Raw genomic sequence first — 13,502 nt, 5'->3', positions numbered from 1 at the left:
CGAAAACTGCAATCATGCAGGTTTTCAAGCCCTAAAATACAGAACAAAGAAACAACCTGCAAAAATGCAGGTTGTTTCTCGCTCATTAGAAGTATGACACGTAAATACGAGCCAAAGTTTCCACGTAAATCTTGAATCTCACGTCCTGCTCGCCATATCAGTTCACTGGCTGGAGGCCATAATTGCATAATCGTACTCTTAGTTCGAATGGACAGCTTCATTTTGCGGCGAACGTCTGGACGACCAAAGACGCCAGCCGGTTAGCAAAGCGGCTGCAAGGCAAATTATCGCTGACGTCTGGAAGACGACATGCATTCCGGTCAGAAAGATATCGGGGCGATCCGGAATCAACCCGGTGACACGATAGCCTGCTTTGTGGCTCATCACGCTGAACAGGGTTGTGGTTGCGACTGTAATCCCTACTACCATCCCTATATTGCGGATCAAGCCGTTGATGCTGCCGGCAATCCCAAGCTGTGTCCGCGGTACCTTGGACATGACAAGCGAGTTGTTCGGAGATTGGAAGATCCCGCTGCCAAGCCCAAGCATAGCAATCCATAGCGATACGAAGGCAATATGGCTGCCGTTGTGCAATGAAGCAAGGCCAAACTGGGCGATAACCATCACGATCAGACCGATGAAGGTTAACAGTTCGGAGCCAATCTTATCCGATAGGGTGCCGCTAATCGGGGCGATGATGACCATGACAATCGGGAAGATCATCAGCAGGAACCCGGCTTGAGACGGTGACAGATTAAGAATGCTCTGTGCATAGAAAGGTGCGATAATGTTGTAGCAGAAGTTCGCAACGAAGACGAGAAATCCGCATAAAATGCTCAGTGTGAACAGCGGATTCTTAAAGAGCGATAGCTGAAGCAGCGGCTCCTGCTTACGCATCTGCACCCAGATAAAGGCGATAAATACAACTACAGAAACGATCAATGAGGTAATGATGCGGTAATCTCCATAACCAACCTGTTGTCCAAGTAGCAATCCGGAGAATAGGGCAAGGATAAATAGCGTAAATAACAGGTTGCCTGCCTTGTCGATCTTTACCTGCAGCTTCGTAAGATCCTGTGGCAGCGTCTTAATGCCAATGATAAAGGCGATGATCCCGATCGGAACATTCACCCAGAATATATACTCCCAACCAAGGCCGGAAATGATAATGCCGCCGAGACTTGGACCGGCAATACTGCCCAGCGATACGAAGGTTCCAATGAACCCGAGCGCCTTACCGCGTTCACTTGGCGGGAAGATGTCAGTAACAATCCCTTGATTGTTCGCCATCGTCATCGAGGCGCCAAGGGCCTGTATAAGCCGCGAAGCAATCAAGGTGGTCAAGCTGTGGCTTAATCCGCAGAACAGGGACCCGATCGTAAAAATGATCATGCCCAGCTTGAATATTTTTATTTTACCAACGATATCCCCGAGCTTGCCGAAGAAGAGAATCGCCGCACAGATCATCATAAGGTAGCTGGTCACAACCCATTGCGTCTGGGCTACCGGTAAATCGAGCTGCTTCGAAATGACGGGTAGGGCGATGTTGACGATGCTTCCGTCCAGTGTGGACATGAAAGTGAATAAATTAATGACGATCAGTATCAGCCAGCGTCTCTTCTGGACAGCGGGATCATCCTGATATGTTTTTCTTACTATTCCTGGATTTGAACTCATGCTGATGACCTCACTTTATAATTGCGTTATAAATTTGTTGCACGTACAACTAAATCGCACATTCAAAGTGTACTCCAATTTAGTTGCGCCTGCAACAAAAATACGATAAAATTTTAGACATGTATATAAATCCCGTTATAGAAGGGCAAGGATGGACATGAACTCGATCGGCAAGTTGATATCTTTTATCAACCGAATCAATCAGAAGGAATTGGCCAATAAACTGAGAGATTATAATATAGGTGGTGGCGGACACCACAGCTATCTGAAGACGATCCTTATGAATCCCGGCTTGAATCAGGATCAGCTTACTTGTGAAGTAAAGTTCGATAAAGCTACTACGACCCGGTGTATCAAGCAATTGGAGGAGGAGGGCTATGTCGAGAGGATCGTCGACGATCATGATCGAAGATCCTACCGGTTATATCCGACCGCCAAGGCCAAGGAGTTCGAGCCCGTGTTGATCTCGATTCTGGATGAGTCCAACAGGAGCCTGGACGGGTGCTTGTCCGAGGAAGAGAAGGAACAACTGAGAGCATTGCTGCAAAAGGTGTATGACAACTACAATTCTCGCTAAGTAATATACGCAAAATGGTTGCAGTCATACATTGAAGCGAATTCGTCAATATAGAGATGGATTCGCTTTTTTCTTTTATCTAGTATAATTGGATTAATAGGATACAGGTCAGGAGATGAAACGATCGATGCGGATATTAGTGCTTGGTGCCGGAGGAGTTGGCGGTTATTTTGGCGGGAGATTGGTTGAACAAGGAGCAGATGTTACCTTTTTCGTAAGGGAGCACCGCAAGCAGCAGCTTGAACAAGAGGGGCTTGTGATTCGCAGTGTGCATGGGGATATGACTCTGGAGCCGCGTGTTATCACTTCGCAGGATGAAGCGAGGCCTTTTGATTTGATTTTGTTCTCGACGAAGGCCTACCATCTGAATGGTGCTATGCAGGATGTCAAGCCGTTCGTAGGGGAAAATACGGTGATTCTGCCGTTACTGAACGGTGTGGCCCATATCCCGGAATTGCAGCGGGAGTTCGGTAAGGACAAGGTCATCGGCGGACTATGCTTCATCGAGACTACTTTAAATGAGCAGGGGCATATTATTCAGACGAGCCAGGGACACTATGTTCGATTTGGAGAGTTCGGGAATAGAGCTACAGAGAGAATACGGGCAATTGAAGAAGCGCTGGGCGGAACGAAGGCTTCATTCGTGCGGAGTGCTCATATCGAGCAAGATATTTGGCATAAATATTTGTATATTACTACCATTGCAGGCGTTACTACTCTGATGCGGGCCCCGTTGGGTCCGATTCGGGACAGCGATAACGGATATGAGTACATACGCGGCGTGTTCCAGGAGGGGGCGGCGATCATGATGGCGCACGGTGCGCCGCTGGATCCGGAGATTGTTGTCAAGCATATGATCACGATGGAGAAGACGGGCTATATGATGAAAGCCTCTATGCTGCGTGACATGGAGAAGGGACTGGCTATTGAAGGCCGTCATCTACATGGTTATTTACTCGATTTGGCTAAGCAGCATAAGATGGAGGCTCCATTGCTTGAGGTCATTTATCGCAACCTGCAGGTTTATGAGATAACGCAAAAACAGCAAGAGCAGTAGTACCTAGCGAAAATATAGAAAATGGAGGAGATCATATGGTACCGGAGATTCCAAAGGGGAATTTACAGAGCAATGTCGCGAGGTTCTCAGGGTTCGCAGATGTATACGATAATTATCGTCCTGAAGCTCCTGAGCTGGTTACCGAGATTTTGACCCAATACTTGCAGAGAGAACCCGAACTGGTCATGGATCTGGGCTGTGGCACAGGGCTTTCGACACTGATCTGGAAGGGGCGTGCGACACGAATTATCGGGGTAGAGCCTAATGAAGATATGCGAAGTGTAGCCACTGCCAAGCTCCGGCACTTCCCGGAGGGATCGTCTGCGATCAGCTTCGTTCCCGGGTATTCCAATCAACTTGAGGTGGAGTCGGAATCGGCCGATATTATTACCTGCTCACAATCATTTCATTGGATGGAACCTGTAAGTACATTACGTGAGGTACACCGGGTTCTAAGGCCGGGAGGCGTATTTGCTGCTTACGACTGCGATTGGCCGCCGATGATCAGTTGGGAGCTGGAGAAGCAGTATATGGAGCTGTATGATAAAAGCGATGAGATTCTGGAGCGCGAAGCGACCGCGGAATCAAAGGCCATGAAGCGCGACAAGAATGAGCATCTGCATAATCTACAGGCCAGCGGAGCTTTCAGATATGCGAGGGAAATCGTATTTCACCATCGGGAGCTGTGCAATGCCGAGCGTTATATCGGACTGGCGCTAAGTCAAGGCGGCTTGCAGAGCGTAATGAAGCTCGGCAGCACAGAGCTTGATGGCGAGATAGCTTCTTTCCGCGAACGGACGGAGAAGTATTTTAACGGTCATACGAAGGAAATTATGTTCAGCTACCGGATGCGTCTTGGCATCAAATAAATCTTCAAGATTCACTTGCTGTGTTTCCTCAAAATTACTTCAAGAGTATTTCAAGAAAACCTGGTGCTGAATCGCGGTCATTCTTGCATTAAGCTTGATTGCCTTTCTTAGCAGTAGCGGCCTTAATTAAGTTCGAACATGGCTGCGACGTCTGGCACAAATTGCCCGTGAATATGAGACCAGTCATTGGTGAGCGGATTATAAATATAATCATGCCGCCAGGTCTCGATATGACGGGTTATTTCTGTTACGGCGTGAATAATATCGTCTACCTCCTGTAGGGTCATGACCGGATGCAATGATGTGCGTACCCAGCCGGGCTTAAAGGAGTAATCCCCGCTAATGACGCTCTGCTCAATCAGGTGAGACAGCTCAGCGGTAATGCCAAGCAAGTAATGTCCATACGGACCCGCACAGGAACAGCCGCCGCGTGCCTGAATGCCGAAGCGATCGCTCAGCAGCTTCACAACAAGATTGTAATGGTAACCGGGAAGCATCCATGAGACGATCCCCAGTCGATCTTCGGATTTCGAATCCAATACGGAGACCCCGGGAATCCGTCTCAGTCCCTGGAGCAGGCGGATAGTCATTTGATGCTCGCGCGCCAGAATCAGCTCCGTTCTCATTTGATCTTTGAGCTTCACGCATAATGCGGTCTTGATTGCCTGGATGATTGGAGGGGTACCGCCATCCTCACGTCTCTCTATATCATGGACATAATGCTTCGTTCCCCAAGGATTCACCCAATCGACGGTACCCCCGCCGACCTGGTCGGGAATTCGCTGGTTGCATAGAGACTTATGCATGATCAATACCCCACAGGTGCCAGGACCGCCAAGGAATTTATGCGGGGAGAAAAGGATGCCATCCAGTTGCTCCAGCGGCTGCTCGGGATGCATATCGATCGGGACATAAGGAGCGGATGCGGCAAAATCGACAATACCTATTCCCCCATGGAGATGCATCACTTTCGCTAACTGATGATACGGCGTCATTCTTCCGGTTACATTGGAGCAGGCGGTGAATGCGCCAATCTTAAAATGGCGATGCCGATAAAGGCTGAGCGACCGCTCCAATTGAGCGGGGCTCACTTCTCCGTCTTTTCCGGGCTCAAGCACGACAACATCCCCAATGGTCTCCGCCCAAGAGATATGGTTGGAATGATGCTCCATATGGCTGACGAAGATGACCGGGCGATCTGCCGCAGCAAGCCCATATGAAGCAGCTTGCCACTCAGGCACCTTCAGACCAAGCAGACGCTGCAATTTATTAATGCCCGAGGTCATTCCGGATCCCGTCAGCATCAAGATGTCGTCAGGGCCGGCATTCACATGCTGCTTGATCATTTGACGGGCCATTCTGTAGGCTTGGGATATCGTCTGGCCAGTCAGGCTGGACTCGCTATGTGTATTAGCTACATAAGGGCCAAACTGTTTGGCAATCACCGATTCAATCGGTTCATACAGCCGTCCGCTTGCCGTCCAATCGGCATAGATCATCTTTTGCTTGCCATAAGGCGTGGAATAAGGCTGCTGAATGCCGACCGTTTTATCGCGGAAAGAGAGAAAATGCGCTTCAAGGGCCTCCGGATTTTTGATGTTAGTCGCATCAATCGCGTGCATTGCATTTTTCAACATAACATTTATTCCTCGCTCATTTTCATTGATGACTCAGTATATGCCGGGGACAGTGGGGAAGGCGAATGCCTAGACCCGATTTTTTTGTATTTTCCAAGAAAAAAGCGATACTCCCGGCCTGCGGGAATATCGCTTGCTGGATTACTTCCTCTATCTGTAACGGACATCAGCAACGTTTATAAGCTAAATACTATCGTTTTTTAAGTTTTGTTGGACCCCAGGGACACCTAGATGCCGCAAACCGCTAAAATGAACGTTTTTACTGAATAGCCGGCAGACATGTCCGTTAGATATCATAGTGCAAAATGTTTGGAATTAGCTTGCTAAGCAGCCGTGGTGTCCGTTAAATGAGGAGGGCGGCGATCGTCTACCCTCTAAATGAATAGCTGAATGTCAGCTTCCAGGGCGTCCCTTAAGTAGCTTTGGGCATCAACGATGTCTACGCCAGGCAGAAATTCTTCGGGTTTCAGGCCCATAATTTCTACAGATAGCTTGCAGGCGGAGAATTTAATATTTTTCTTGCGCGCGCCTTTTAAGAAATGAATTAGCTTCGGAGCCTCTTGATCCTCTATCATTTCTTCAAGCATCCATTTGCCCAATCCGCTGAAATTCATTTTCGATAATGGCAGCTGCTCAGGACCTTTAGGCGTTGCCAGACTCATAATTTTTTCGTAAAGCGATTTATCCTCCAGAGTCATCTTATCGGGATCTCTGATAAGGAACAGACCCCAAAAGCTGAAGAACATCGTCACTTCCATATCCATATCATGCGCCGAGTTGGCCAGTATCAATCCGGCCATCGCTTTATCGTACTCTCCGCTGAACATGAGCAGACTCAGCTTCTTGCTCATTAGGAAACACCTTCTTTAATTGGAATGTTCATAGTATGAGACTACGGAAAGGGTTCTATGCTTTGTTCACATATGGGTAACGTACGACTGCAACCTTTCCGCAGATGTACCACGTCATTTTATATAAAAGGGAGGGTCGTGATGAAGAGAATAGGGTTAATTCTGTTTATACTACTGCTGCTGAATCCTTTATATGCGCGGCAGACATCGGCCTTATCATGCGCCGAGCTGCCCAGTATCTCCGAAGCGTATCAGAGATACGACGGCGTAGTCACCGGACGGGTGGAGAGCATCCGGGAGAGGCGGGAGAACAATCAGATCGGGCTGACGATCACGAGAAGCTTCAAGGGGATTACAGACCAGAAGCTGGTCATTTTCGAGGATAAAACCTGGGGAGCTGTTTCAGGACCAAGCATTCTTCACGGGGAGTATCTATTCTTCCTTAGTTACAAGGAGGGGACAGGCTGGGAAAATCCGCTCTGTTCACCATCCAAGATGGCTGTCAATATAACTAGTGAGGAATCTGCATTTCTCGATGCCAGGGAATTAAAGCTTGCAGACGAAGATAGGGGAGCGGTGGCAGGTTCGCTGTTTCATACCAAGGGATCTTATGTCCTGTGGGGCTCTGTCTTTACTGTAGTTATTGTGGGGATATCTGGGTATTATTTATGGATCAACAGGCGCAGATCCTAGGCAAATCCCTACCAAGTTGAATATTTCCTCTTATTGTTGTGGAAAATAGAGGAAACGGCTTCTTGGAAAGGAGGATGAGGATGGATATTTCAATGGGCGCCGATGAGGTCATTCACCGCATCAAGCAGCTGCAGAGTAATGGAGAGCCTATCAGCAAGAAGCAGGTGAAGCAGCAGAATCCCGAGTTGATGAGAAGCGCATTGTACTATTTTCCAAGCTGGGAACATGCCTTGAAGAATGCGAATATTTCGTAGGTTACGTACATCGATGCTAATGCAGAAAGGTGAACCATGTGCAGATAAATAACGAGATAAATAATTAAACCGGTGAAATTGTGCAATAGCCCAACCCACCGGTTTTTTGTCGTTGGATTATACGCGGGGCACGCCCCATTTGATGATCTGGCCGCTATGAGTAAGTCCGCCTCCAAATCCATAGAGCAGCATCGTATCCCCGTAATTTAGACGTCCTTCCCGTACCCCGAGGTCGAGCGCTAATGGGATGGAAGCAGCGGAGGTATTGCCGAAGTATTCCATGCTATATAAGGTTCGCTCCAACGGAATGCCGGATTTCTCGCAGATCGAATCAATCATGCGCAGATTTGCGCTATGCGGAACAAACCAATCAATGTCATCCACACTCATATTTGCTTGCTCCAGAAGCTGCTTAATGCCTGCAGATACGGTTTGGACTGCCCATTTATATACTTCCCGCCCGTTCTGTACCATCTTTCCATCCCCGGCAAGCCCCGCTCCTTTGAAAGTATGAGACAAGCCTGAACGATATACATGGATACCTCCTTCGCCATTCGTACCTTGTACGGAGGAGATGAACCCAGGATGGGAATCGTCGTATTCAACGAGTACCGCACCGGCCCCGTCCCCAAACAAAATACAGGTGGAGCGGTCAGTATAGTCCGTGACCTTGGATAGGGTCTCGCCGGCAACGACAAGAATCTTTTTGTGTAGGCCGGACGTAATCAACCCGTTAGCCAGATGCAGGCCATATACGAATCCAGCGCAGGTCGCATTCAAGTCGAAGGCGCCAGTGCGGCTTATCCCGAAATAATCCTGAATCTTACAGGCTACACTGGGAAACGGGTAATCCGGGGTTGTCGTTGCCACAATAATGATATCGACATCGTCCAGGCTTTTGTTATAACGCTCTGCGAGATTCTGCACCGCCTTAATGCACAGATCCGAGGTGAATTCGTGCTCCGCGGCGATCCGGCGTTCCTTCATGCCAGTTCTTTGTACGATCCATTCATCATTGGTGTCGACTAGCTTAGATAAATCATCATTCGTCAGCCGCTGTTCGGGAACATGGGTACCAATAGCTGTTATGCGTGCTTGCGAGAACTGAGCTTTCATGAAAATCACCTCTTTTTTTCTTTATTATAACACCAAGTATTAGTATCTGGTACTAAAATATGCGAATGCTTTGTTTTTCATTCATCCGGAGTCATCTGACTTGGTTATATAACGATATTCCTGTTGACGCAGAAAGCAAAACAATATAACTTAGTATCATACCCCCACGGGTATGTGATAATTGTAATATTAGTGCTAGAAAAGTTGAACTACACTTAGGAGGCAACAGAGATGAGCAGTCCTTATCCAGAAATGTATCCATTTGAAGTAAATGAACGTCTGCAGCGGAAAGATCAATTGGCGATAGTGGATGTTCGCGAACCGGATGAGTTTGCCGCGGGGCATATACCAGGTGCGAAGAACATTCCGCTGGGGACCATTCCCGGTGCACTGAATCTCATCGATCCGCAGCAGGAGACGATTGTTGTCTGCCAGGCAGGCGGGCGCAGCACAAGGGCTTGCGAGTATTTGTCTTCACTCGGCTATCATGTATTAAATATGGTCGGCGGCATGTCCGCCTGGTCAGGAGAGATTGACTAAACCAAATGGGAGGCCGTTATCTTGGCGATCTACTATTTTATTGTATGCCTGTTTATCGCAGCTATCGCTTGGCGAAGCAGACCGGTTCGCGGATTGAGATATATTAACGAAGACCAGTTCTGCGAGTTGTTAAAGGGAGAGCCGCAGAGCTTCAAGCTGCTTGATGTCCGGGATCAGGTGGATTACTATGAGGCCCATGTTCCGGGAGCGCTCAACATTTCGGTAGGCAGATTACGGTATGTACGGAAAAATGACTTATTTTTTGAAGATGATATTATCATTATTTCCGCTACGAAGGCTCAAGGCAAAAAGGCGGCAAGAATTATGAGACAAAGCGGATACAGCCATCTGACCTTAGTCAGCGACGAATTTATGTCGATCCCTTGCTTCCAGGAGCTGATCTCCCGCAAGTGTAAATGCAATAGCCCATGCGCATGATCGATCCGCCGGTACTGATGGGCACATTGTTTTTAGGCAGAAGATCGGAAATAATAGATATAACATGTTTCGCAGAGGAGATATTGTTATGCAGTACGATGAGGATATTAAGAAAAGACTGAAGCGGGCTGAAGGCCAGGTCCGTGGCGTACTTAAAATGATGGAGGAAGGTCAGGACTGTCAGAATGTCGTCTGTCAGTTATCCGCGATCCGCAGTGCGATCGATAAGGCGATGGCCTACGTGGTAGCCTCCAATTTGGAGCATTGCATCCTGGCTGAGAAGGAAGCTGGCAGGGACAGCAGCAAGGTAGTTCATCAGGCCGTGGAATTGCTGGTGAAGAGCCGTTAACGGCGGTTCGTGAACCACGGAGCGGCAGCCCGGTAGTGAGCTTATCTGATTCCGTGGGATATGCTATAATGATGAAGGTTCGTTGTTAATGTGAGGAGAGCTGCAGGATGATCATCCAATTCATTCGGTTTCGCTAATGAGAGGTACAGACATTAAGCTTGGTTATTTTCTCAAAAATGGGAAGTTGACTAGGTTTATTTGACTGTGCCTTTTTCATTCAGCAAAAACGAATGAACGGGGTGTTTTTTTGTGTCCAAAAATAATTATGCCGTGAATTTACTTTCACAGCATATTGCTATTTTTAGCTGTCCGGTTTGTCATTTTGAATTGTTCATTAATGAAAGAAGTCTAGTATGTCGCCATGGGCATCGTTATGACCTGTCCAAGCATGGATACATTCACTTATGCTTGCAGGCGGCGAGAACTAAATACGATAAATCCCTGTTTACAGCCAGACGGATGCTCAGCCGGGCAGGCTTGTTTGAACCATTGGCCGAAGCGGTGGCCACCAGAATTGGGAAAAGGCTGGAAGCTGTGGAGGAGCATGACAGATTTAAAATTCTGGATGCAGGCTGCGGCGAAGGCTCGCATTTAGAGCGGGTGCATTCGTTGCTCCAGCAAAATGCAGTCCTGCCGACACCAACGCTTGGGGTTGGAATCGACCTGGCCAAAGATGGCGTTGCCTCCGCGGCAAAGAGCTATAAGGAGCTTCTATGGTGTGTAGGCGATTTGGCCAATCCGCCACTGGCAAGTCAACAGTTCAATGTCATTCTCAACATCCTGTCACCTGCGAATTATGATGCTTTTCATAGATTACTGTGCAAAGACGGTATCGTCATTAAAGTCATTCCCAACCGCGATTATTTGCGTGAACTGCGCGAGGCACTATGGGAAGGGCGTGGGCAAAGCTTCAGTAATGACAGGACGATGCAGCTGTTCAGGGAGCATTTTGAACCTGTCGAGGTTCAGCGGGTGAGGTATACTTATCCTCTGGAGCCGGAGCAGGTACTACCTTTGCTTGCTATGACCCCTTTGGCATGGCGGGCTGAGGAATGCAAGCTAAACCATTTTACCACTCATCCTCCAACCGGGATTACAGTCGATCTTACCGTTATGACCGGCAGTAAAAGATAAAAACAGTAAAGGTGCTTTATGTATAATCGCTCAATAAATCAAGCAACACCTACCCAATTTATAGATCGCAAGCAAGCAGAGCTTGGGATTCAATTGAATGAGGTGCAGCGGAAGGCGGTTCTTCTTACCGAAGGACCGCTGCTGTTGTTAGCCTCGCCCGGATCAGGCAAGACAACGACGATGATTATGCGCATCGGCTATTTGATTGCCGAGAAGGGGGTACACCCCGCACGTATTAAGGCGGTGACCTTCAGCAGGGCTGCTGCTCAGGATATGAAGTCGCGCTTCAACGCCTTTTTTCCGGAACTTGCTCCCGTATCATTTTCTACGATTCACAGCTTGGCCTTTGAAGTGGTCAGAGCCTATTTGCGGAAGTGCCAGATCGACTTTCAGATTATTGAAGGGCATATCGATCCGGAGGAGGAAGAGGGGACCGGGGCGGAGCAGCTGCCGCTGCACAAGAGAATTATTTTGCGGCAAATCTATCACTCCATTCACTCGGATAATATTACGGACGATCAGATGGATGAATTAACGACCTATATTAGCTATATTAAAAATAAAATGCTGCCTGCCGGGCAATGGTCAGAGATTAAAGTGGATGTTCCCAAGGCGGAGCAGATTTTTCGCGCATATGAGGAATTCAAGCAAAGGGATAGAGCAAGGCTGCTGCTTGACTTCGACGATATGCTGACGCTCGCCAATAGAGCCTTGGATGAGGATGCTTCACTGCTGCGAAAGTATCAGACGAGATACGATTATGTGCTGACTGATGAGAGCCAGGATACCTCGCTGGTGCAGCACGCTATTATCGAGAAGCTGGTGCAGCGTCATCACAATCTGTGTGTGGTTGCTGACGATGATCAGTCCATCTATAGCTGGCGAGGGGCTGAGCCGTCTTATTTGCTGGCGTTCAAACAGGTATATTCCAAGGCGGAGATCTTGTATATGGAGCAGAATTATCGTTCCTCCAGAGATGTTGTACACGCGGCTAACCGCTTCATTAAACGCAACAAGCATCGGTATAACAAAAACATGTATACCCATAATCCTCCGCAGGAGCCGATCCGCTTTACCTGTCTGGCCGATGATATTTCCCAGGGCGACTATTTGGTACGGGAGATTGCTGGGCAGGACAACCTGGCGGAGATTGCGATTCTGTACCGCAACAATTCGTCTTCCGTCGGCCTTATGAATGCACTTGACCTGGCCGGGATTCCTTTTTATTTAAAGGATTCTGACCTGCGTTTCTTCTCCCATTGGGTCGTAGAGGATGTGCTGAACTTTATGCGGCTAACGTTCACCGATAAGCGGGTGGATGTCTTTGAGAAGATTCATATGAAATTCAACGGCTATATCAGCAAAAAGCAGATGCAGGAAGTCAGGTTGATTCATAATCAGGAATCGGTGTTCGATAATCTGCTGAACCATGTGCCGCTTCAGGAATATCAAGTGAAGCTGCTGGAGGAGAGCAAGCAGACATTCCAGGAGATGCGCGGAATGCCGCCGCAGCCGGCGATCCAGGTTATTCGCAGCCGCCTCGGTTATGAGAAAGCGCTGGAGAAGATGTGTGAACGCCTCGGCTTCCGTCAAGATACGCTAATTGGCATTCTGAATGCATTGGAGCAGATCGCGGCTCCTTTATCGACGATGGAGGAGTTTGCCGCCCGGCTCAAATATTTGGAGTCGCTTCAGAAGACGGCGAAGCGGAGGAGAGGGCAAAATGTTGTAACCTTGTCTACACTGCATAGCGCCAAAGGCCTGGAGTTCGATCGTGTCTACATGATCGATCTGGTTGACGGCATTTTGCCTTCCTATGAGGATCTGAAGGATTCGTCTGAGGATCTCGCCCAGCTGGAGGAAGCGACCCGTCTATTCTATGTAGGTATGACGCGGGCAAAGCGCATGCTCCATTTGGTAACCTACCGGGAGCGCGAGGGCAAGAAGGCTGTAGAATCCCGCTTTGTAAATGATATCCGGAGGATTGTGAACCCGTCTGCCCCGCGGATTGTGCAGGGAGAGAACTCTACAGTGAAGCTGAAGAAGCCGGAGGTCGTCTATCGTCCGAACGCGATTCGAAATGCAAATGACTTCGTTGTTGGCAGGAGGGTCAAGCATGCTCGGTTTGACGAGGGAGTGATCACAAAACTCTACGAGGATAGGCTTGAGATCCGGTTCGAAGCGGGGGATAAGGTGCTGTCCGTTAAGGCCTGTCTCGAAATGGGGTTGCTTGAGCGAATAGTGGAGGACCTATAGAGGAGAAAACAAAAAAACCTTCAAATACTTTCCCTGCGTTCTGGGAGGTATATT

General features: G+C 48.4%; 14 protein-coding genes. 10 read left to right on the top strand and 4 right to left on the bottom strand.

Annotation, left to right across the window (positions count from 1 at the left end; genetic code table 11):
* Window positions 1–198: 198 nt before the first annotated feature.
* Window positions 199–1,677 (bottom strand): MFS transporter, encoded by a 1,479-nt coding sequence (locus DMN77_RS16735; RefSeq protein ID WP_179015746.1) that lies wholly within the window; start codon window positions 1,675–1,677, stop codon window positions 199–201.
* 151 nt (window positions 1,678–1,828) lie between these two features.
* On the opposite strand from DMN77_RS16735, the gene DMN77_RS16730 reads away from it, so the two are divergent.
* From DMN77_RS16730 to DMN77_RS16720, 3 genes are all read left to right on the top strand, one after another.
* Entirely contained in the window at window positions 1,829–2,254 is a 426-nt protein-coding gene (locus tag DMN77_RS16730) for a MarR family winged helix-turn-helix transcriptional regulator (RefSeq protein ID WP_068778425.1), read from the top strand.
* 127 nt (window positions 2,255–2,381) lie between these two features.
* The gene (panE, locus tag DMN77_RS16725) at window positions 2,382–3,311 is read left to right on the top strand and encodes a 2-dehydropantoate 2-reductase (protein WP_179015745.1); all 930 of its coding nucleotides are present in this window, start codon (window positions 2,382–2,384) and stop codon (window positions 3,309–3,311) included.
* Between the two features lie 35 nt (window positions 3,312–3,346).
* Window positions 3,347–4,180, top strand: coding sequence for a class I SAM-dependent methyltransferase (locus DMN77_RS16720; RefSeq protein WP_068778423.1), 834 nt, complete (start codon window positions 3,347–3,349; stop codon window positions 4,178–4,180).
* A gap of 122 nt (window positions 4,181–4,302) precedes the next feature.
* On the opposite strand, the gene DMN77_RS16715 is transcribed toward DMN77_RS16720, so the two are convergent.
* Window positions 4,303–5,817 carry an aminotransferase class V-fold PLP-dependent enzyme gene (locus tag DMN77_RS16715; protein ID WP_256872452.1) on the bottom strand — a complete coding sequence of 505 codons (1,515 nt, stop codon included), beginning with the start codon at window positions 5,815–5,817 and terminating at the stop codon, window positions 4,303–4,305.
* A 374-nt stretch (window positions 5,818–6,191) separates the two neighbouring features.
* Window positions 6,192–6,668, bottom strand: coding sequence for a DsrE/DsrF/DrsH-like family protein (locus tag DMN77_RS16710; RefSeq protein ID WP_068778422.1), 477 nt, complete (start codon window positions 6,666–6,668; stop codon window positions 6,192–6,194).
* Between the two features lie 141 nt (window positions 6,669–6,809).
* Between DMN77_RS16710 and DMN77_RS16705 the strand changes: the two genes are divergently transcribed.
* Both DMN77_RS16705 and DMN77_RS16700 read left to right on the top strand, forming a co-directional pair.
* Window positions 6,810–7,361: a hypothetical protein gene (locus DMN77_RS16705; RefSeq protein WP_068778421.1), complete on the top strand. Its 552-nt coding sequence runs from the start codon at window positions 6,810–6,812 to the stop codon at window positions 7,359–7,361.
* Window positions 7,362–7,441: 80 nt separating this feature from the next.
* Entirely contained in the window at window positions 7,442–7,615 is a 174-nt protein-coding gene (locus DMN77_RS16700) for a hypothetical protein (RefSeq protein WP_179015744.1), read from the top strand.
* A gap of 117 nt (window positions 7,616–7,732) precedes the next feature.
* On the opposite strand, the gene DMN77_RS16695 is transcribed toward DMN77_RS16700, so the two are convergent.
* Window positions 7,733–8,731 carry a ketoacyl-ACP synthase III gene (locus DMN77_RS16695; RefSeq protein WP_179015743.1) on the bottom strand — a complete coding sequence of 333 codons (999 nt, stop codon included), beginning with the start codon at window positions 8,729–8,731 and terminating at the stop codon, window positions 7,733–7,735.
* A gap of 231 nt (window positions 8,732–8,962) precedes the next feature.
* Here DMN77_RS16695 and DMN77_RS16690 point away from each other — a divergent pair, with 231 nt between their 5' ends.
* The 5 genes from DMN77_RS16690 (at window position 8,963) to DMN77_RS16670 (ending at window position 13,448) form a co-directional block, all read left to right on the top strand.
* A complete protein-coding gene (locus tag DMN77_RS16690; protein WP_179015742.1) occupies window positions 8,963–9,271 on the top strand; it encodes a rhodanese-like domain-containing protein in 309 nt (102 codons plus the stop codon).
* 21 nt (window positions 9,272–9,292) lie between these two features.
* Window positions 9,293–9,709, top strand: coding sequence for a rhodanese-like domain-containing protein (locus DMN77_RS16685; protein ID WP_068778419.1), 417 nt, complete (start codon window positions 9,293–9,295; stop codon window positions 9,707–9,709).
* An 88-nt stretch (window positions 9,710–9,797) separates the two neighbouring features.
* On the top strand, window positions 9,798–10,058 hold the full coding sequence (locus DMN77_RS16680) for a metal-sensitive transcriptional regulator (protein WP_068778418.1): 261 nt from the start codon (window positions 9,798–9,800) through the stop codon (window positions 10,056–10,058).
* Window positions 10,059–10,307: 249 nt separating this feature from the next.
* Window positions 10,308–11,192 carry a putative RNA methyltransferase gene (locus tag DMN77_RS16675; protein WP_068778417.1) on the top strand — a complete coding sequence of 295 codons (885 nt, stop codon included), beginning with the start codon at window positions 10,308–10,310 and terminating at the stop codon, window positions 11,190–11,192.
* Between the two features lie 18 nt (window positions 11,193–11,210).
* On the top strand, window positions 11,211–13,448 hold the full coding sequence (locus DMN77_RS16670) for an ATP-dependent helicase (protein ID WP_179015741.1): 2,238 nt from the start codon (window positions 11,211–11,213) through the stop codon (window positions 13,446–13,448).
* The last annotated feature ends 54 nt before the right edge of the window (window positions 13,449–13,502 follow it).

Origin of the sequence: Paenibacillus sp. 79R4 (assembly GCF_013393165.1) — a bacterium.
Lineage (GTDB): Bacteria > Bacillota > Bacilli > Paenibacillales > Paenibacillaceae > Fontibacillus.
The sequence above is the reverse complement of the archived record's forward strand: the minus strand, read 5'-3'. Positions and strand labels throughout refer to the sequence as shown.